This window comes from Rania fehmarnensis, from assembly GCF_056494185.1.
The window spans coordinates 6,356,413-6,376,044 of sequence record NZ_CM151398.1 but is presented as its reverse complement, the minus strand read 5'-3'; the positions used below and the strand labels follow the sequence as shown (position 1 = coordinate 6,376,044).

General features: G+C 55.1%; 15 protein-coding genes. 5 read left to right on the top strand and 10 right to left on the bottom strand.

Annotation, left to right across the window (positions count from 1 at the left end; genetic code table 11):
* The first annotated feature begins 74 nt into the window (after positions 1 to 74).
* Both SH573x_RS21860 and SH573x_RS21855 read left to right on the top strand, forming a co-directional pair.
* Positions 75 to 461: a diacylglycerol kinase gene (locus SH573x_RS21860; RefSeq protein ID WP_479349917.1), complete on the top strand. Its 387-nt coding sequence runs from the start codon at positions 75 to 77 to the stop codon at positions 459 to 461.
* 149 nt (positions 462 to 610) lie between these two features.
* Complete coding sequence (locus tag SH573x_RS21855; protein WP_479349915.1) at positions 611 to 1,627, top strand: DUF4142 domain-containing protein; 1,017 nt, start codon at positions 611 to 613, stop codon at positions 1,625 to 1,627.
* 175 nt (positions 1,628 to 1,802) lie between these two features.
* Here SH573x_RS21855 and SH573x_RS21850 read toward each other — a convergent pair whose 3' ends face one another.
* The 6 genes from SH573x_RS21850 to SH573x_RS21825 all read right to left on the bottom strand — a co-directional run bounded on the left by SH573x_RS21850 (position 1,803) and on the right by SH573x_RS21825 (position 6,704).
* The gene (locus SH573x_RS21850) at positions 1,803 to 2,801 is read right to left on the bottom strand and encodes a GTPase (protein ID WP_479349914.1); all 999 of its coding nucleotides are present in this window, start codon (positions 2,799 to 2,801) and stop codon (positions 1,803 to 1,805) included.
* Entirely contained in the window at positions 2,791 to 3,894 is a 1,104-nt protein-coding gene (locus SH573x_RS21845; RefSeq protein ID WP_479349913.1) for a hypothetical protein, read from the bottom strand. Before SH573x_RS21845 ends, SH573x_RS21850 begins: the two co-directional genes overlap by 11 nt.
* A 3-nt stretch (positions 3,895 to 3,897) precedes the next feature.
* Positions 3,898 to 4,785 carry a methylenetetrahydrofolate reductase [NAD(P)H] gene (gene metF / locus SH573x_RS21840; RefSeq protein ID WP_479349912.1) on the bottom strand — a complete coding sequence of 296 codons (888 nt, stop codon included), beginning with the start codon at positions 4,783 to 4,785 and terminating at the stop codon, positions 3,898 to 3,900.
* A gap of 123 nt (positions 4,786 to 4,908) precedes the next feature.
* Positions 4,909 to 5,109 carry a DUF1289 domain-containing protein gene (locus tag SH573x_RS21835; protein ID WP_479349911.1) on the bottom strand — a complete coding sequence of 67 codons (201 nt, stop codon included), beginning with the start codon at positions 5,107 to 5,109 and terminating at the stop codon, positions 4,909 to 4,911.
* Positions 5,110 to 5,155: 46 nt separating this feature from the next.
* Complete coding sequence (locus SH573x_RS21830) at positions 5,156 to 6,226, bottom strand: 3'-5' exonuclease (RefSeq protein ID WP_479349910.1); 1,071 nt, start codon at positions 6,224 to 6,226, stop codon at positions 5,156 to 5,158.
* 199 nt (positions 6,227 to 6,425) lie between these two features.
* Positions 6,426 to 6,704: a lipopolysaccharide assembly protein LapA domain-containing protein gene (locus SH573x_RS21825; protein ID WP_479349908.1), complete on the bottom strand. Its 279-nt coding sequence runs from the start codon at positions 6,702 to 6,704 to the stop codon at positions 6,426 to 6,428.
* A 164-nt stretch (positions 6,705 to 6,868) separates the two neighbouring features.
* Here SH573x_RS21825 and SH573x_RS21820 point away from each other — a divergent pair, with 164 nt between their 5' ends.
* Together SH573x_RS21820 and SH573x_RS21815 are read left to right on the top strand one after the other, a co-directional pair.
* Positions 6,869 to 7,426, top strand: a complete 558-nt coding sequence (locus SH573x_RS21820) for a hypothetical protein (RefSeq protein ID WP_479349907.1) — start codon at positions 6,869 to 6,871, stop codon at positions 7,424 to 7,426.
* A gap of 507 nt (positions 7,427 to 7,933) precedes the next feature.
* Positions 7,934 to 10,999, top strand: a complete 3,066-nt coding sequence (locus tag SH573x_RS21815; protein ID WP_479349906.1) for a S8 family peptidase — start codon at positions 7,934 to 7,936, stop codon at positions 10,997 to 10,999.
* Positions 11,000 to 11,077: 78 nt separating this feature from the next.
* On the opposite strand, the gene SH573x_RS21810 is transcribed toward SH573x_RS21815, so the two are convergent.
* From SH573x_RS21810 to SH573x_RS21800, 3 genes are all read right to left on the bottom strand, one after another.
* Positions 11,078 to 12,838 (bottom strand): arylsulfatase, encoded by a 1,761-nt coding sequence (locus SH573x_RS21810; protein WP_479349905.1) that lies wholly within the window; start codon positions 12,836 to 12,838, stop codon positions 11,078 to 11,080.
* Between the two features lie 442 nt (positions 12,839 to 13,280).
* A complete protein-coding gene (locus SH573x_RS21805) occupies positions 13,281 to 13,781 on the bottom strand; it encodes a thioredoxin family protein (RefSeq protein ID WP_479349904.1) in 501 nt (166 codons plus the stop codon).
* A gap of 222 nt (positions 13,782 to 14,003) precedes the next feature.
* Positions 14,004 to 16,535: a PSD1 and planctomycete cytochrome C domain-containing protein gene (locus tag SH573x_RS21800; RefSeq protein ID WP_479349903.1), complete on the bottom strand. Its 2,532-nt coding sequence runs from the start codon at positions 16,533 to 16,535 to the stop codon at positions 14,004 to 14,006.
* Positions 16,536 to 16,705: 170 nt separating this feature from the next.
* On the opposite strand from SH573x_RS21800, the gene SH573x_RS21795 reads away from it, so the two are divergent.
* Positions 16,706 to 17,653 carry an L-threonylcarbamoyladenylate synthase gene (locus SH573x_RS21795; protein WP_479349902.1) on the top strand — a complete coding sequence of 316 codons (948 nt, stop codon included), beginning with the start codon at positions 16,706 to 16,708 and terminating at the stop codon, positions 17,651 to 17,653.
* A gap of 325 nt (positions 17,654 to 17,978) precedes the next feature.
* Here SH573x_RS21795 and SH573x_RS21790 read toward each other — a convergent pair whose 3' ends face one another.
* Positions 17,979 to 19,457, bottom strand: coding sequence for a sulfatase family protein (locus SH573x_RS21790; RefSeq protein ID WP_479349901.1), 1,479 nt, complete (start codon positions 19,455 to 19,457; stop codon positions 17,979 to 17,981).
* Positions 19,458 to 19,632 lie beyond the last annotated feature (175 nt).

Here is a 19,632-nt window from a genome sequence, read left to right as displayed (position 1 = left end):
GGACCTTCGCCCTGCCGGCGGAACAACTAAGATGGAGATGATCGTAAAACTTCTTCTTGTCTTTGGGTCGGTATATGTTTCAAGCACTTCTTCGCAGATGGCTGCGCAAATTTTCGTTGGCTGGTCGTGGGCTGGTCTTTGGGGTAGAGGATCAGAACAGTTTCTATGTCCATTTCTCAGTGGCTGCCTTGGTGCTGATCGTGGCCAAGATCTTGCATGCTCAGTTGTGGCACTGGTGCGTGCTCATTCTGTGTATAGGGATGGTGTTGGCTGCTGAACTGGCGAATAGCGCGATCGAAGAGCTAGCCGCTGGCTTGTGTCGCGAGCATAACGCGAAAGTTGGGCGAGCGCTCGATATATCGGCGGGCGTCGTTTTGCTGGCCAGCATCACGGCCAGCTGCATTGGCCTGCTCATCATTGGTTCTTTGTTGTTGACGACCACACGTGGCAACCTCCCATAAGGCTCAACTTGGTCATATCGAGTGGCTTGAGGCCCACGCTGACCTTGATGCGGCGCGCCCTTTGCGATTGCACAGCAACCTATCAACGCTCGTAGTTTTGCAAGCGTTCCCAGGTCCCCTTGTCTGTCACTCTAAAAGGAGTTTCGCACATGCTTCGTTCAATCAGCCGTTTGGCTCTCGTCGCTGCCATCGCTAGTACAACCTCGTTGGCCACAGCCCAACAACCTGGTGCTCAGGTTCCCGCTCAATCGCCAACACAGCGTCCCACAGCACCAGTTCAATCAGCCCAAGATCCCGCTGGACGTCCAGCTGCTCAAGCCCAGGCCGGTCGCGCCCAAGACGCTCAAATGGCTCAGGGCGTTAGCCTCAATGCCTTCATCGCACACAAGCTCAAACGCGGTAACGAAGCCGAAGTCGAACTCGGTCAGTTGGCCTCAGAACGAGCACGTACTGACAGCGTGAAGCAATTTGCCCAGATGATGGTCAAAGAACATCAGCAAATGATTCAGCAGTTAGAACAATTCGACCAAGGCGTAGGCAATCCTCGCCGCTCGGCCGATGGCAAGTCCACCAACGTGCAACCAGGCCTGCGCAATCCCAATGACAACCCAGCCGCAGATCGTGCCGGCGATCAGCCAAATAAGGACCTGCAGGAGCGAGCGCGAAATCAAGATAATACTCGGAACTCGGATTCCAATACCGATGGTCAAAATCGTGACCAACCTCGCACCGCAGCCCAAGATCCAGGTGCTGCAATCAATCCAGGCACTGCGCCCATTACGCAGTTGCAGGGTGGTCTGAACGACAATCGAGTCCAAAGCAACATGAGCGGCAATGTCCCGCAACAACTGGTCGCGTTAACCGATCAGACATGCGACATCGAACTACAAATGACCCGCCAAATGCTCGAAAAGCATGAAGGTGGCGATTTTGAGATGGCCTATATTGGGCAACAGATTGTCGCTCACACCTGCATGCTGGCGCACCTGCAAGCCTTGAAGAATTCGGGACCGCAAGAGCTTCAGCAACTTGCCACCAAGGGCGAGCAATCGACACGCCAACACCTGGAACAAGCTCAAAAGATTGCCATGTCGCTAGCCAGCCATGGCGAAAAGGGTGACAGCCAGAAAGATAAGCAAGACAAGAGCGACAAGAACGATAAGTAATCGTCAGCTCAATCAATGTGGCAACCTTCAGCGTAGCGATTGAAGTATACGTTGAAAGCCATTTGACTTAATTCAACTTGAGGTTTGGAACAATGCGATTCCAAATCTCAAGTGAACTTAACTGTAGCTGCAGTTGGATTCAACGCTTCCACCGTCTGGCGACGGTGGCTACGGCTTATACATGCAGCTCGACAATATCTTTGTCCAACGGCTGGTAGTCGGGTTTGACGGTGGTCCCGTCGTGCACAGCTTTGCCCCACACTCGCGCGCCTTTGAGCGAATCGACCATCTCGCGATGCACGCACTCTGCGACCTCGACTAGGGTTTGACCCTGTCGAATGGTAAACGGCTTGGTCATATCCGGGTCTTTCTGCTTCGGATGTTTGGTGTATACGCGTACGATTTCCAGACACTCGAATACTCGTTGCCGCAGTTTCTCCAGTCCGGTGCCTTCGGTGGCGCTAACTTGAAAACGTTCCATCTTCATGGGGCCGAGCACATATTCATCCAACATCTCTAAGCGCTCGTTGGCGCCGGGATCATCGCACTTATTGAGCACCATAAAAGTACGCGTGTAGCAGACACCCAGGTCATCTTCATCCAAATAACTTTCGGCTGCCAACCTGGTCTTGGCATCAAAGCGTGCCAACACGGCTTGCGTATCCTCCAGCACACTATCGCTTGCCAAATCAATAACCAGAAAAACAATATCGGCGCCGCGTACCAGTCCAATGGTACTTGGGTCCATGAAGTCAGCGGTTACTGGCGGCATATCGATCAGTTGAAAGGGACAATCTTCGAACAACATCATGCCCGGCATGGGACTTTGGGTCGTGAACGGGTAAGGTGCGATCTCGGGTTGCGCGCGGGTCAGCGCGGCTAGCAGTTGACTCTTACCCGTATTGGGCGCTCCAATCATGATGATGCGACCAGCGCCTTGCCGCGGAATTTTGGTAGCCGCCTTGCCCGTGGCCGGACTGGAGGCGGCTTTCAGCACTTCCGTTTTCAGCTTGGCAATCTTGGCTTTTAAATCCGCTTGTAGTTTATCGGTGCCCTTGTGTTTGGGAATCTCGCGCAGCATAACTTGCAGACAATCGAGTTCCTCCTGCGGGCTTTGCGCTTGTCGATAGGCAGCCTCGGCCTTGTGATATTGCGGAGTTAGATTAGCGGGCATACTCAAGTTCTTCCTGTGCGCGCCATAGCCAGCGGACGCCTTGATTGAGTGGCGCCGTTACCAGAACGCGGACTGTCTCGTCACTAAACTGTTGGTTGAGCTTTTCCGCGGCGCTGGTCGCTGCCAACTCCGTGGGAGCAAAACCAAACACGGTTGGTCCCCAACTACTTTGTCCAACTGCAGCCAAACCGGCTTGACGCATCTTCTCGACGCGCTGGGTTGTCACTTCATCGCGATAACGCCCTGCTTGCACAGGCGCAAACAAGCGAGCCGCCAGTTCCATGTATTGATCAAGTGCCTGCGTAAAGGCTTCGAAGTGCTGGTTGCTGGCCGCCTCCGCGCAGGCGCTCGCTAGCGCCAACATCTGCGCGCGATTGGGATTGGGCGCGATCCCAGCTCGATCGATCAAGCGATCTTCATGCACTCCACACATATCACCGGTACACACCGATGTTAGCAGCACAACTCGCCATTGATTGGGCATCGCCGTCGACTGTGTATGGATTGGACGCACCGCTGGGGTAGGGCTGGAGTCGGAGCGTGGGAAACTATTGTATCCCAGGTCCTTGACCAGGCCACCGAAGAGAAAACCGTGCAAGCCAATGGCCGAGCGTTTGCCGCGACCCGCCAGATGCGCCAGCCTGGCCACTGCCTGTTCTATGCGCTCGGCACTGGATGAACCAAAGCGTGGCAGTGGCACATCCGTCCACTTGAGCAAGTAAGCCCGCTCAACGAGTGTCGCCACAGCGGATGCCAATTGAGTGCCGACGCCCAAACCACTATGCATCGGTGGACAATCGATCAACTTGATGTGTGGTTTCCATGAGTCGGCTGCGCCCAATGCTTCGAGCGTGTGCCGCGTGGTCATCTCAATGCGCCGCTGCACTTCGGAATGGTTACCCGGCTGAATTGGTGGCTGTGTAGGGTACTGGTCTGACAGACGGAGTTGGAGACTGGGCAAATCGATCATCATGCCCAAACCACCATAGCGGTTGGGCTGGTTCTCGGCCAATTCCAAGAGGCCAAAATGCAAACGCGAGCCAGTCAGCACATGCAACACGTTGGAAGTATTCCCTTCTCCAACTTCAGACAAGTTTCAAGCAGCTCCGCGACGGCTGGCAAAACCAGCCAGGCCCTCGAGAATCTTATTGGTCGCTTGGGATTTGTTCAGCACATAAAAATGAACGCCCGGCACGCTGGCATTCATCAACTCTTGCACTTGAGCGCGAGCGTATTCAACGCCGACTTCGAATTGCCACTGCTCATCTTCTTTTTGAGAGAGACGATTGACAAAACTGTCCGGCAATTTGGCTTTGCACAAGGCAGTGATGCGCTTGATTTGGGCCAGGTTGGTCACTGGCAGAATGCCTGGCACGATAGGCACATCGATTTTGGCTTTGATGCAGGCATCGCGGAAGCGATAAAAATCTTCGTTGTCGTAGAACAGCTGCGTGATCACGATATCGGCACCGGCATCGACTTTGCGTTTGAGGTTTTGCAAGTCGAGCTCGGCATTGGTGCACTCCTGATGGACTTCGGGATAACCGGCTACCGCGATTCCCAAGTTCTTGAACTCAGCCCGAATCATCTCGACCAGTTCGTTGGCGTACCGCAGACCGCCTTCGGTCATCTGAAAAGTGCTTTCACCTTTGGGCGGGTCGCCGCGCAAGGCCACGATGTAACTGATGCCGCGCTCGATCGCTGTATTCAGATAAGCTCGCAATTCATCGCGTGTCGATCCAACACAGGTCAGGTGCGAGGCGACAGGTACCCCAAACTTTTCAAGCACGCTGGTGGCCACTTGCAACGTGCGATCGCGAGTTGATCCGCCGGCGCCATAGGTGCAAGTCATGTAATCGGGACGAAATCGCATCAGTTCCGAGACGGTGGTCAGCAACGTTTCCATCAGTGCATCGGACTTAGGTGGAAACAGCTCAAACGAAAGGGCACATCGCCCCGGTGCGTAGAACTGAGCTAACTGCATCTAAAATCACCTCTAGCGTAAATTCGCGGGCCCAAAACAGGGTAGGTCGAAGGCCGACCCATAGGTGCCTCATTTTAGTCGTGGCCAGCCAGATTGTCGAAGCGCCCGTCGGGGTCTGAGATTTCAAAATTCTATATTCTGGCGGGATTGCTCGGATTGCTCCAAGCGATCGGTCGACTTGGCCAGGATTTCTGCCTGCCGGGCCAGACTTGCCGAGCTCCACTCGCCGATTTCCCGGCGTGACCGACCGCACCCGATGCATATATCCTTGCGATCAAGTTGGCAAATACGTTTACAGGGTGACGGCACACTAGATTGGTCCATGGTTAGCTTCGATTGTAAACCGCAAGCCAAAAGTTGCCACAACCGTTCACCAGCGTACCGCGGCTTTACCGGCCGGCAACAGAGCCAGGAACTGCCGTTCGCTCAAGACGCGAATGGTAGGCGTCGCGGGCGATGGTGGTTGAGTGCTCAGCATTTGATTGGCATCGTCCAGCAACACGCCACCACAGGCCACAACGTAATCTACCTGCGGACCGATGGCCGTGTGCAGTTGACCACCCAAGGCCTCGATCAATATCCGCGTCTCGTCCAACGTCAAACCTCGCAGGGTTCCCAAGCACACAATCGACTTGCCAGCCAGTGGCCGATTGCCGGCTGCGGCATCGATAATCGTCAGCGGATCGATGGTGCCGCGACTGGTTGGTCGCGCTCGATGAAATCCAGCTGGGGCAGTCGCGGGTGCATCTGTGGCCAGCGACAGACCGGGCTGAACATGCGCGTGCGGCCTGATCGCGTGGGCCGAAGGCGGCGACAAGCTAGTGGTGCTTCTCAGGAGCGGCCTGCGCCCGATGGCTTTAGGTCCGCTGATTCGACCCAAGCTATATTTGCCGCGCGATAGTCTCAACCGCTGCTCGAAATCCGCAAACGACGAAAACGCTTCGGACGCATAGGCCTGGGCGGCGGCCAGCGCGATTTGCGCGCAGCAGCGTGCATCTTCCAGCGCGTCATGATGTTTGAAGTCGATGCCCAGCCACGTGCCCAGTGGCTTGAGTCCGTAACGACTGCGTCCCGGCCACGCGCTGCGGGCGATGGCCCGCGTACAAGAAAATTCGAGATACGGACAAGCGATATCAAATGCCGCCAGGCTAGCGACCAAAACGCCAATATCAAAGCCGGCGTTGTGAGCCACTAATAACTGACCATCGATCAGCGGCTGGATCTGAGGCCAGAGCTGCTGCATGTTGGGGGCACGCTGCACATGGTCGGGCTGGATGCCATGGATCATGATATTGCGTGGCGAGAAATACATGCGCGGAGGACGCACCAACCAGCAATGTTCATCGACGATCTGGCCGCCTTGCACAACTACCATGGCCAGTTGACATGCGCTGTCGGATCGGCTGTTGGCCGTCTCAAAATCCAGGGCGATGAAATCCATTTGCTTGCCTCAAAGTGTGGCATAGGCTTCTAGCCTATGTCACATCAACACGTTCAATTCGACCCAAACGAACCAACAGAATTTAAATCAAAAAGCACCGAAAGTGCGGTCGGTGGTTAGAAAAGCTCGTGCTCATTTCGATAAAAGTTGTGTGAGGAAATTTCTTTCGCCACGGAGTTGTCCGCCCGCCGGTGAGGGTTTAGGTGCGCGTTGAATCCACCGAAACAGGCGTTTTATCCAAGGCCGCCAGTTTTCGGGCTGCCAAAGCTTCGCTGCGCCAAGTGCGCACTTTCATCAAGGCCGTGGTCAATAACCCCAACCCGTACCCGATGATCAACGCTCCAAGTAGTAGTGCGGCCAACGGCGGCTGCACAGTCCAGATAAGCACGTTGGTTTTGACCGGTTCCCAGTTCTGGAGCATGAGCAAACCGGCAACTAACGTCAAAACGATGAGCGCTATCAGCTTAACTTGCCGCATTTATCCTAACCTGTCTTGAACGCAAGAATTCTCCCGTGCCAGTTTAGCACACCCGCCTTTGGTAACAAAGCTCGGAGTGTGGTTGCCCTTCGGTGCGGGAAGTTTATCATACTGCAGTATAGAGATCCTGCTCTGATTAACTTGCCCAGCAACCCGAGGGTTTTATGGCTGACAACTCGAATTCATGGTCCAAACTGGAAGAAGGCTTCTTCAGAAACGTCGACCAGAAGCTGCTTGATAACCTTCGAGCTCAGGCAGCCAACGAAGAACGCGCTGCAGCCATTCAACGTTTGACGGGCCTGGAGAGCGACAAAGTGTGCCAGGCGATCGCCAAGCACAATATTTCAGTCGAAACGCTAGCAGCCTTGCGACTGATCCCCCTGGTCGCCGTCGCCTGGGCCGATGATCGGCTGGAAGAAAACGAACGTTTTCGACTGTTGCAAGCAGCGGAAAAGGCAGGCATGTCCACCGAAGATCCATCGTACCAGTTGCTCAAGAGCTGGATGTCGACTCGCCCACCGCTAGAACTGTTTGAGACGTGGGTCGAATACGCCAAGTCGCTGGCTCGTTCGCTCGACGGCGAATCGCGCGAGAACTTGCAAATGACCATCATGCATCAAGTCCGCTGCATCGCCACCGCCTGCGGCGGCCTCTTCGGATTCGGCAGCATCAGCCCGAGCGAACAAAAAATCATCGACGCGGTAGAAAACGCGCTGAATTAAACGTCCTTGGAGTGCTGCGGCGCAGCCGTAGCTTTGATGTGATAACCCAACGTTACCGCAGCCTGCGCGAACTGGGTTACTCCAAACTTTCAGAGTGACTCAGGCTGCGTTTCGAGACTTCTCTTACATCAAAGCGGTGCCAGATGGCACCGCACTCCAAAGGTGACTCCCTGGAGTGCTGCGGCGCAGCCGTAGCTTTGATGTGATAACCCAACTTTGCCGCAGCCTGCACGAACTAGGTGACTCCAAACTTTCAGAGTGACTCTGGCTGCGTTTGGAGACTTCGCTTACATCAAAGCGGTGCCAGATGGCACCGCACTCCAAGGAAAAACTCAGCTTCTTTCGCGCACTGGTCTGTAGGCTAACCTAAGCTAGACCAGGAACTCTCTACCGGTTCATCGACTTTTCCAACCTTAACGGTTGTACTGTGGCAAACGCATACCAGCTGGTCGAATTCGAGACGCAAGCTGCGATGGCTTGGGCCGCATAAACACTGGCTGGAAGCCTATGCCACCCCAATCACCCCGCATTAATTCAGATCATCAACGTCGGGCTGCCGAACTGCGTAGACGATTGTCTGTGCCGCAGTCGACGGGACTGGAAGCCTGCGAGCCACGCCTGGTCCTGTCGGCACAGCTGCTGAGCGATGTCGTTGATCCCTGGCAACTGCAGCATCACGGTCTGTTGGGGTCGCAATTTAATCCCACTGCTGACCTGACTCTTCCTAGCAGCGAAATTGGTTCCGCTCCTGGCCTTGAACCGCAATCCTCCAATGCTCATCAGCAGACCGGTTGGAACTCTGTGCAACAAGAGTTCGGACTGAAAGGGACTGGTCAGACAGTAGCCGTCATTGATAGCGGCATCGCCTGGAATCACGTAGCCCTGGGCAAGGGTTTTGGCGCAGGCTACCGCGTGGTGGGCGGTTGGGATTTCGCAGAGAACGACAGCAATCCTTACGACGATGGCCCGACTGGCTTTCATGGCACTCACGTCTCGGGCATCATCGGTAGCGATAGCGCGCAGACACCTGGCGTGGCCCCAGATGTGGACCTGGTTGGACTGCGTGTCTTCAACGATGCCGGTCAAGGCAACTTGGAATGGGTCGAACAAGCCTTGGCGTGGGTGCATCACAATCGCAATTCGTTTGCCAATCCTATCACGACCGTTAACTTGTCATTGGGCTCGACCTGGAACGCAGATACCGTTCCCGGTTGGGCAACGCTGGAAGACGAACTGCGGCAACTTTACAACGATGGCATCGTCGTTACGGCTTCGGCTGGCAACGCCTTTAAACAATACAACGCTCCTGGCCTCAGCTATCCGGCCGCCAGTCCTTATGTTTTGCCCGTGGCCAGCGTCGATGACAATGGTTCGCTGAGCGACTTCAGTCAGCGCAGCCAGCGTGTCCTGGCCGCGCCTGGTCGCAATATTCTGAGCACTGTGCCTGATCATGTGCTCGGTCGCGATGGCAAGATAGACGACTTCAGCACGGCCACCGGTACCAGCATGGCTGCTCCTTACGTGGCAGGCGCATCGGTACTGGTGCGTGAAGCCATGGAGATGGTCGGAGTCGAAAACATCACGCCCGCTCGCATCATGGATTGGTTGCATACCACAGCCGATACGGTTTACGATTCGATCACCGGTGCCAACTATGATCGACTGAATCTGCAGCAGGCCATCGACTCACTGATTCCAGATGACAACGTCGGTGCAAGCGCTGGAACTGCGCAAGCTCTGTCGCTCTCTACTAAGTCTTTTGATGGGTGGATCAATCATCTGGGTGATACCGATGTATACCGCTTTACAGCCGATCAATCCGGTCGCTTGACGCTGGATGCCAACAGCGACTGGCTGGATGGTTTGCAGTGGAATTTGACTAGCGGTGATCGAACGTTGGCCAGCGATTCACTCGCACCTCAAACTTTGAATATCCAAGCGGGGCAGAGCTACGAACTGCGAGTTGTTGCCGATCGGGAGATTGGACCTTTCCAATTCAATCTGGCTTTCCAAGCCGATCAGAGCCCACCTGTTAATCCCAATCCGAATCCACCGCCCGGTTCTGCTCAAGACTTGGGCACCGTTGATCTGCTGTCGCGCGATGTATCTGCCGGCACGCTTTATCGCGCGGTGGCTCGTCATGATGGCATCTTTACCTTCCAGTGGCACAATCCAGATGCTGCCAGCGGTGCCTTGGCGGTGCGCGATGCCAGCGGCGTTTGGCATAACGATACAACCTGGTCCGATGGCAGCCTGCGCTTGGATTTGAATGCCACGGTAGGTCAGTCGTTTGATATTCTGCTGCCCGGACCTGCCAACGATACTGGTCATTTGACTCTAGTCGACTTGGTGCAGTTGAAAAACAACGAACTGACGGTTCGTGATACGGCCCAAGCTGACAGAATCGATGTCGACTTGAGTCACAATGTGGCGCTGCAAGTTGGCAATGTGCAGTACGACTTCCTCAACAGTCAAGTCAGCCGCATCTCGATCGATGGCACAGCCAATAGCGATACGCTGAACGTAATCGGTTCGGCGCTGGCTGATAAGGTGGAGATGAAGCTCGGATCCTTTACGCTGGAGAACACGCAACTGGTTCTCACGGCGCAATCGATCGAGATGGTGAACTTCGATAGTGGACTGGGCGTCGAAGACCGCCTGGCCATGTTCGATTCGGAAGGCGACGATATCCTGACGGTGAATTCAGACCGCGCCGAGATGACTGGCTTGGGGTATAAATTCACAGTTCAAAATATGGATCGCTACCTGGTCAACGCCACCGGCCAGGGCCAAGATGTGGCCTACATGTACGATTCGGTGGGCGATGATCGTTTGAGCGTAAGGCCGCAGTTCACCAGTTTGTCCAGCGACAATTACTTCGTATCCGTGCGCGGATTTGAACGTGTCTTTGTGTACGCCAACTCAGGCGGATTCGACACGGCCGACTTGTACGATTCGGTTGGAGATGATCGATTCGCCACCAGTGGTGATGCCGCTTCGATCATCGGTCCCGGCTTTCACAGTTCGACCAAGTACTTTGAACAAGTCTACGCACATGCCAGCGCCGGCGGTCGCGACATTGCCCAGTTGTTTGGCTCGAGCCAAGAAACTCAGTGGCTGCGCGGAAGTGACTTCGTGAGCTTTAGCGAAGGCAGTTGGAATCGCAACGCACAAGGCTTTGAACAAACCGAAGCCTTTATCAATGGCCTGGCCCAGTCAATTCCCGATGCCTCCGCACTTCACCGGCAATCGATCGACACTACTACTTCAAACTCTAACTTGAGTGATGCTGAATCCTCGCCCATAACGGCAGCACCCATGATCGAAGCGAATGCGTCAGCGGTTGATTTCCTAGGCATAGATTCAGGTCAGTCGAACTTCATCGCGGCTGAGTCCATTGCACAGATGTCGCTGCAAGATGTCGATGAAGTCGACCTGGCTTCGCAAATCTTGATGGACGTGATGGAGCTGCAGGAAATCTCGCGGGGCGCAACAGCCGCAGAAGATCTGCAATATCACCACGACCCCGAAGCCGAACGCGACTTGTTAGATCAGATCTTCGCGGATCTCTAATATCTCGTAGCGGAAGCCGTCAAGGCTTTCGATCTTTCGAGATGCTGCCCGAAATGCTTGACGCATTCCGCTACGGGTTCACTTGCGAATGAGGATCAGGCTGCGAAGTTCCATGACTTGTTGGCCGACGACCTGGGTGGCCTTCAACGTTAAATCATGGCGACCGGCGTTCAGTTTGATTTCACCCACGCGCATGGGGCGGAAATCTTTGACCAGTGATTCGCTGTCCCGCGGCGCGCGGTCGTTTTCGTTGCCACGAGCCGGTGGTTGGTGAGCTTCACTGACCACTGACTTCAGCTGAGCTGGTCCGCACTGAACCACAAACTCACTGCCTACATCGCTGGCTGGACAAGCGTACATGATGCTGACTTCGTAGTTGCCGCTGCCGAGTACTTCCACCGGCCAGACGATCGAGTCTTCGGTGCTCTTCCAGTTGGTAAAGTACGAGCAGTTGGGTGCCTTGGCAGAGCGCTGGACATTGCCTGTGCCCCGACCATCACGGGCAGGCAACTGAGTGTAGATAAAGTCAGGGTGACCGACTGGGAATGGTCGTTCGTCAGTCGGTGGCAATTCTCCCAGCACGTTGAACTTGAATTGGTTGACCTGAACTTGCAACTCGTGGGTTATGTCCGGAAATTTGGTTGTTACATCTTTCTTCTGCCCCGGGTCGGTCGTCATATCGAACAGCTGCCCAGAATCATCCAATCGGAACTGTTGCGTGCGAGCGCTGACTTTGCCGGCCCAAGTTGAAAAGAGCGTTCGCTCGGGAATGGCAGCAGCCGTACCTTCCAGTAGCACTCGCAAACTTGAACCATCCAGCGGTTGCGTACCAATGACTGGTACTTCAGCCAAATCAGTTAGCGTGGGCAAGAGATCTATGGCTCCAGCGATTTGTGTGATCAAACGCCCCGGTGCGATTCGTCCCGGCCAACGCACCAGCAGCGGTGAACGCACACCGCCTTCATCGGTCGAACCCTTGCGGCCCTTCATGCCGCCATTCCAGCGATCACTGTTGGGACCGTTATCACAAAAGAATACAACGATTGTGTTCTGATCGAGCTTCAAATCTTTGAGTCGATTCAACACGCGGCCGACGTTCCCATCGATATTCTCCACCATCGCCAAGGCAGCGCGAGTGAAATTGACGTCTTCTTTATCGCTGCCCTTCATCGCCAATGGTCGCTGCCGAAACTTGTCCCAATACTTGTCGGGCACTTGCATGGGCGAATGTGGCGTGTTGAATGGCAAGTACAGAAAGAATGGATGCGTTTGATTGTTGTCAATGAACTTTAGCGCATGGTCGGTCAAGTCATCGGCAATAAAACCTTTGCCGGTCGTCGGCCAGCCATCTTCCTCCAGCGGCGGCGCAAAGTAATCGCCCCAGTGTCCAGAGGTGAACCCATAATACTGATCGAACCCCCGGGCTAGCGGATGATAAGGATACTGCGAACCGTTATGCCACTTGCCAATCGCAGCGGTGCGGTAACCAGCTGCCTTGAATAGCTGCGCCACCGTGCGCTCATCCAAGTCCAAACGCTCGCCACCGGTTGATGTCGCATACACGCCGCCGCGAGGGTGATAACGACCGGTCAGAAATTCCGCTCGAGTTGGTGAGCACACTGGACAAACATAGAAGCGATCGAAACGGGCGCCATCCCGCGCCAGGGAATCGATGTTGGGCGTCGACAAGTTGGAATTGCCGTTCAGACTCAAGTCACCCCAACCTTGATCGTCCGTCAAAATCACAACGACGTTGGGTCGCGCAGCTTGCGCGTTGGCTTTGCCAGCAATCAGTAGTTGGCAGAGAAGAGCACAGAGCAGGATCGGCAGAATTCGCATAGCATAGCAGTCCAAAGAGAAGATCGATGCCGATATTATAATTGGCTATCCTCTCGGTTCGACTGTGTTTACTTGCCTAGCACGTCGACACGTCCAATTCGGGATTAGGGCACAAACAGGAATCGAGGACGGTGGCATGAACAAACCAATTCCGCGGTGAACAACACTTAGACAGCGTAAAAATACCCAATAAAGCCTAGAGGCCTCATGGCGTGAAGTTCGTGGCCACTATGGCCCTGCACGGCAAGTCCATGAGGTGGTCGAAGATCGGCATGTTCGACCAGCAAAAGATCTTCGGATTGTAGCTCAGGTTGGTTACGAGGCATCTTCGTGGTCAGGTGGTATTCCCAAACCACCGCTTTGCGCCCTGACTTCGACCTCATCTGTCGGCAGAACACACTTTCAATTTTTTTGTCTTAGATTGTTTGGTTCGTCCTGGGCTTTACTCCCCCTGACGCGAAGAGTGCCCTAATCCCGAATTGGACGTGTCGACGTGCTTAGTCAAAAAACCAACCATATCGCTACTGGACATGGTATTTGCTTGACGGACAACGCCACCCTGGGTGTCGAGAATGAAGATGGCCGGGATCCCCTGCACTTGATATCGGTTGACCAGACTTTCATTTTTGGCCTCGTCCACATCGATATAAACTGGCACATAACTGGCCTGAACGGCCTGGCCGACCGCCGGGTCGGGCCAGACTTCCTGTTTCATGCGCTTGCACGGCGGACACCAGCTGGCGCTGAAGACTACCAGCAAGTTTTGCTGTTTTTCCTCGGCGATCTTCTGGGCAGAGGAATAATCATGCTGCCACGTGAAGGCTGGTTCGGGAAACGTCTCAGGCCAGACCATCGATTTGATCTTCGGCCACTGCAACGCTAGCAGCATAACCGCAAACAGCAGAATTGGCGTGACATAGCTAGTTTTGGATGGGGTGCTCATATCTTTAAGTTTATTCTCGTCATACCCATCGTGTACAGTAGTCAAATAGTCCTGCGTTCCTACTCCTAATCGTCGTCGTACTCGACTCGAGACCATTTCGAGCACGAGCACGAGTAGGAGTAGGAGTAGGAGTAGGAGTAGGAGTAGGAGTAGGAGTAGGAGTAGGAGTAGGAGTAGGAGTAGGAGTAGGAGTAGGAGTAGGAGTAGGAGTAGGAGTAGGAATCACTCCCGGGTTAGCGCTTCGTCCAGGTTCAGCAGCGCCAAGCAGACTTGCGTCATGGCGGCGTGTTGTGGGGCCGGTAACGACCTTTCGCGCGTGGCAGCTCCGACGCTCAGCAATTGTTCACAGGCTGATTGGTCACCAACGTAAATGGTCAATTGCTTGTCATAAGCTCTGGTCAGCATGTCCAATTCGGTACTGGTTATTTGCCGACATAAGACGCGCTGAGCGGCGAAGCGCAATTGTGCGGGCAGATCACTAGCATGTTGCAGAGCGTGCTGGGCTAAGACGCGGGCCGCTTCAACCCACGTCGGGTCATTTAGCGTTGTCAAGGAGTGCAGTGGCGTACTGGTCGTAGACATGCGCACGCGGCAGGTCTGTCGACTCGATGCATCGAACATGTTGACCGGACCAACTGTTCTGCGCCAGAACGTGTACACGCTGCGTCGATACAAATCGGCACCACTGGATGCAGGGTAAGTGAAGTCGCGTTCTTTGGTTATGGCCAGCGCTTCCCAAACTGCTTCGGGCTGGTACGGATACACCGGTACTCCGCCCAAACGTCCGTCGAGCAGTCCACTGGCGGCCAAGGCCCAGTCGCGCAGCAACAAACTGGGCATGCGAAAGCGCGTGGCCCGTGCAAATAGTTTGTTATCGCTGTCGAGCGATTTCAGTTCAGGCGATACGCGACTTGTTTGGCGATAAGCCGCGCTTAATACAATCTTGCGATGCATCCACTTGCTACTCCAACCGCTGTCGCGAAACTCAACCGCCAACCAGTCGAGCAATTGACCGTACAGTGGATATTCACTCTGCACTCCTAAGTCTTCCGTTGTTTTGACGATGCCCAAGCCAAAGAAGTGTTGCCACATCCGATTGGTCTGAACGCGCGCCGTGAGCGGATGATCTGGCGCCATCAACCATTGGGCGAACCCCAGTCGATTGGGCGGTGCACCGTCGGGCAAAGGCGGCAGAAACTCCGGGGTGGCAAACGATACTTTAGTCGTGGGGTTGAGATATTCGCCGCGCTCCAAGATGGCGGTCTCGCGCGGTTTGTCATCGCTCATAATCATCGCGCGCGGAATCTGATCGGCTTTGTATTCCGCCAACTCTCTGCGTAAGGATTCTTGCTTGGCCAAGTCGGGCAACTTGGCCAAAAGCGTGGGACGAACTTTTTCGTCAAAGTATTTTCGCAGCCCACCATCGAGCTCCTTCTTTTCATCTTCTGTTCGTTCGGCCTCGGCTTTCTTTAAAAGCTCCTTCGCACGCTCAGGCAAATTCTTCACCGCCTCGGCGGTTAGCTCAGATGTTATGGCAGCGAGCCAACCACTCCAAGCAGCCTCGATCTGTACTGCGGCGCTGGGTTGAAGGGCGTTGATCTGCTGTTCGAAGGCGGCGATGCGAGCGTTGTTTTCTGCGGTGGGCAATTCGATCAGCGGCGGAGCCACACGAATGCGCGATGAAAAACGTTGTGGAGTACCCGATTCGGGAACGCGATTAAACGCGTCCAACATGCTGTAATAGTCTTTCGAAGTTAGCGGATCATATTTGTGATCATGACACTGCGCGCATGCCATCGTCAGCCCCAACCAATTGGTGGCGGTCGTATCCATGCGATCGAATAAATTGACCCAGCGTTGCTCTTCGGCAATTGCTCCGCCTTCGCCATTCAATAAGTGATTGCGATTGAAGCCGCTGGCTATCTTTTGATCTTCGGTCGCATTGGGCAAGAGGTCTCCGGCCAGTTGCCAAATCGTAAAATCATCGAAGGGCATATCGGCATTCATCGCGCGCACGACCCAGTCACGCCACAGCCATTGCCAGGTATCGCCATCTTGTTGAAACCCGTTGCTATCGGCATACCGCGCTGCATCCAACCATGGCAGCGCCATGCGTTCGCCGTAACGCGGACTAGCTAATAAGCGATCGACCAACCGCTCATATGCATCGGGGCGGGGATCTTGTTCGAACTCTTGTACCTCGACGATGCTCGGCGGCATGCCCAGCAAGTCGATCGACAGGCGTTTATAAATGGTCGCCCGCGAGGCCTCGGGGGAAAGCGTCAAGCCATGGCTATCCAACTTGCTTAAGATAAAACGATCGATGGCCGATGCGGCGGACAGTGGACTGTCAATCTCCGGCAGGGTTGGACGGCTGGGAGTAACGAATGCCCAGTGCTGCGAGTAACCCGCTCCCTCATTAACCCAGCGCTCGAGCAACTGCTTTTGCTCGGCAGTCAGCCGACGATTCGACTTAGGTGGTGGCATCAACGTGTCAGGATCGGCGCTGCCAATGCGGGCGACCAGGCTACTGGCGGCCGCGTCACCTGGGACAATCGCTTTCGCGTTAACAGCCGCCTCACGCACATCCAGTCGCAAATCGGCTTCGCGTTTATTGCCGTCTTGGCCGTGGCAATAGAAGCAGTTCTCGGACAGAATCGGACGAATATCGCGATTGAAATCAAGCGGCTCTTCGGCAGCGATCGGCACGGCCCACAAACAGGCCAGCGTCAGGAAGGTGGTTCGCAGAATCATAGGTGGGATCGGTAGGGTGGGTGGGGAATCGGCGATCTTCCTTTATTATAGTCCAAGTCGGCCACTTCGGGCTGCCAAAATCGCTCACGCATTCTGGTGGCCCACTAGCGCTCCGGCGCCATTGTCCCCTAGGCTTTGCCCGGAAACAAAAGGAAAGCGACCTTCGTTTAATGACTGCGGAATTAATCACCGATCCGCTGCGCGCGGCCGAAATGCTCCGCTCAGGCAAACTGGTCGCGTTTCCCACCGAGACCGTTTATGGCTTGGGCGTGGATCCAACGGACGCTCGCGCGGTCGAGCGACTGTTCAGCGTCAAAGGGCGACCGACGAACAATCCACTCATTGTCCATCTGCCCGCCCTCGGACATATTGTGCTGGCGGCCCGCGACATTCCCCAAGTCGCGTTTGACCTGCTGATGCATTTTGCCCCAGGGCCGCTTACAGTCGTGGTGCCCAGACGTGACGATATCGTGCCCGCAGTCACTGCAGGCTTGGGAACTGTCGGCGTGCGTATCCCCGATCATCCATTGACGCTGGCCATGTTGGAACTAGCCACGATTCCTATTGCGGCCCCGAGTGCCAATCGCTCCGGACGTCCCAGCGCTACGACCTGGCAAGCCGTACTGGAGGACTTTGGCAATGCCATCGACGGAGTGCTGATCGGCGATCCAGCCCGAGTGGGATTAGAGTCGACCGTGGTGGATTGTATGAGTGATCCGCCACGCATCTTACGGCCAGGTAGCATATCGCTGGCTGAGCTACGGCAAATCGTGCCGTCGATGATCATGGCTGGCTCCATAGCCCAGAGCGGCGAAAATTCGCCGGGACGTTTGCATCCCCACTATCGTCCACAAGCCCAAGTGGAACTGGTCGATCATGCAGGCCAGGTTCCAGCGGCTAGTGACACCGCTTATGTCGGCCTGGAACCACATACGGCAGCCGCAGAGTTTGGGTGGGTCGAGATCTTTGCCACTAGCGAACAGTATGCGCATCGGTTGTACGAAGCCTTGCGCGAAGTTGATCGTCGTGGATTGCGCGTCGTGTATCTGCAGCGCGTGACACCCGAGGGCATCGGCGCCGCCCTGAACGATCGCATTCAGCGGGCTGGTGAGAAGTAATACTAAGGCACTGCAAAACAATAAACTACCGGACTTATCGTAACGGGGTAACTTGTCTTAAATTCAAACTTGTTGGCGTTCATGGTTCGATGCAGATGATCCAACCATGCCGAACATCATACTGTGGCTACAGTCGCGTCAAGCGATCCACTGCCGCTTCGCTTTTTCCGCAAACTGCATTTTGACTTCGTTTTTCGCAGATAGAATTCAACTGAACTGGCTTTGATGTCAACATCATTCGAGTCTCGAGCACTGGGTGTCCGGTAGTTTATTGTTTTGCAGTGCCTTAGCAGCGTGGGAGTATCCACACTGCTCAAGCTCGCGATCAGTAGGCCCACTTCTTCATCGTCTGAATATTCTTTTCAATTTCAGGGTTGCCTTTGCCAACGTAAACCGCCATGTCACTATCGTACATGGCTTCGGACTCGGGGCCCTGATCGCGCGTGCTGGTCATCCAGTCGTCCAGTCGCTTACGCATATTGGCCAAGGCGGCGGCGTGCTCGGTGTCACCGGCCAGGTTGGTGATTTGCCACGGATCGGCTTGCCAATCATACAGCTCTTCGGACGGACGTTTGTCGGCGAACAACAACTGCTCAGACAATGTTGATAGTGAACCCGCTTGGTGTAACTGGCGCAGTTCTTGGATGATGCTCTTGCCATCTTTATAGGCGTTGGGTTGCAAGTGCGGCTGATCGGGATAGAAGTTGCGAATGTACAAGTAGCGATCGGTACGGACACTGCGCAGACGCTCGATGGTCTCGTCGCAGCGATCGCGAGCTGCGAACACTGCTTCGCGCGGTTGATATTCTTTGGCCAGAATGTCTCGGGCCTGCATGGTCGGAGGCAATGGAATGCCGGCAGCGGCCAAGGAGAGGGCCGCCAGATCGATATGTTCGACCATGTCATCGCGGACCTGGCCCGGTTGCAGCCTGGCCAATAGTTCTGGGAAGTTACGCGGCCCGCGCATAACCAGTGGGACATGCGTACCTTCGTTGTACAGAAACTGCTTTCCGCGCGCATGACTGATGCCATGGTCAGTCATGAAGATAACCAAGGTATCTTCCAACACTCCCTCGCGTTCCAACCGCGCGAGCACCTGGCCAACATGTTTATCTGTGAAACGCACAGAATCGAGATAGGCGGCCCAATCGCGGAGCATAATGGGTGAGCGCGGATAAAACGGTGGCAGGCTGACTGCTTCAGGCGCAACTGCCTGGCCAAATTCTTTCTCGGCGCGGGTCGAGAGCCTTTTGCAAGACACATCGGTGCCGCCGCGCAGTTTTCCACCCGGCAACTGAACTTGCATGAAGAAAGGCTGGTCCGCCTGGCGCCCCGACCAATCACTGGCATCATACATGCTCAGATCGTGTTGAAAGTTGTAATCCGTTTTGCCGAGCGGCTGCTTTGCCGAAAGGCCATCGCCAATGCAGGTGTAGTAGCCCGCTGCGTGAAAGAGTTCGGGAATCGGCCGCACACCTTGAGGCAGTTCGATCTTCAACTCGCCACGACCGCTGCGATGTTGATGAGCCCCAATCGAAGTTTGGTACATGCCGGTGATGAGTGCCGATCGACATGGCGAACAAACCGGCGCGGTAACAAACGCGCGAGAAAAGCGCACGCCTTCGCGGGCGAGGCGATCGACATGCGGCGTCGTAATTGTGGACTCGCCATAACACGAGAAGTTGGCCGACATATCGTCGACGATGAACCATAAGACATTGGGCCGCCGGCTCTGGGCTTGCGCCGGAGCAAACGAGGCATACATAGCCCAACACAAGCAGCCGATGAGAATCGCGCGAATCATGAGTAGTCTCCTTTGGGGGTGTCCCTGTTTATAACGCGCTCTGAGCCGCGCGGCACCGTGTGGTTCGCAGATAGAATCGAGCCGGTATAATGCCACCTCGCCAGGGGAAGAGGTCGTCCAGCTATTCCTGCGCATACTTACGAGTACGAGTAGGAGTAGGAGTAGGAGTGTCACC

What these genes read in the sequence shown, in the direction of transcription:
- SH573x_RS21860 (WP_479349917.1), top strand. Translation starts at nt 75, where the DNA reads ATGTTTCAAGCACTTCTTCGCAGATGGCTGCGCAAATTTTCGTTGGCT.
- SH573x_RS21855 (WP_479349915.1), top strand. Translation starts at nt 611, where the DNA reads ATGCTTCGTTCAATCAGCCGTTTGGCTCTCGTCGCTGCCATCGCTAGT.
- SH573x_RS21850 (WP_479349914.1), bottom strand. Translation starts at nt 2,801, where the DNA reads ATGCCCGCTAATCTAACTCCGCAATATCACAAGGCCGAGGCTGCCTAT.
- metF (WP_479349912.1), bottom strand. Translation starts at nt 4,785, where the DNA reads ATGCAGTTAGCTCAGTTCTACGCACCGGGGCGATGTGCCCTTTCGTTT.
- SH573x_RS21835 (WP_479349911.1), bottom strand. Translation starts at nt 5,109, where the DNA reads ATGGACCAATCTAGTGTGCCGTCACCCTGTAAACGTATTTGCCAACTT.
- SH573x_RS21830 (WP_479349910.1), bottom strand. Translation starts at nt 6,226, where the DNA reads ATGGATTTCATCGCCCTGGATTTTGAGACGGCCAACAGCCGATCCGAC.
- SH573x_RS21825 (WP_479349908.1), bottom strand. Translation starts at nt 6,704, where the DNA reads ATGCGGCAAGTTAAGCTGATAGCGCTCATCGTTTTGACGTTAGTTGCC.
- SH573x_RS21820 (WP_479349907.1), top strand. Translation starts at nt 6,869, where the DNA reads ATGGCTGACAACTCGAATTCATGGTCCAAACTGGAAGAAGGCTTCTTC.
- SH573x_RS21815 (WP_479349906.1), top strand. Translation starts at nt 7,934, where the DNA reads ATGCCACCCCAATCACCCCGCATTAATTCAGATCATCAACGTCGGGCT.
- SH573x_RS21810 (WP_479349905.1), bottom strand. Translation starts at nt 12,838, where the DNA reads ATGCGAATTCTGCCGATCCTGCTCTGTGCTCTTCTCTGCCAACTACTG.
- SH573x_RS21805 (WP_479349904.1), bottom strand. Translation starts at nt 13,781, where the DNA reads ATGAGCACCCCATCCAAAACTAGCTATGTCACGCCAATTCTGCTGTTT.
- SH573x_RS21800 (WP_479349903.1), bottom strand. Translation starts at nt 16,535, where the DNA reads ATGATTCTGCGAACCACCTTCCTGACGCTGGCCTGTTTGTGGGCCGTG.
- SH573x_RS21795 (WP_479349902.1), top strand. Translation starts at nt 16,706, where the DNA reads ATGACTGCGGAATTAATCACCGATCCGCTGCGCGCGGCCGAAATGCTC.
- SH573x_RS21790 (WP_479349901.1), bottom strand. Translation starts at nt 19,457, where the DNA reads ATGATTCGCGCGATTCTCATCGGCTGCTTGTGTTGGGCTATGTATGCC.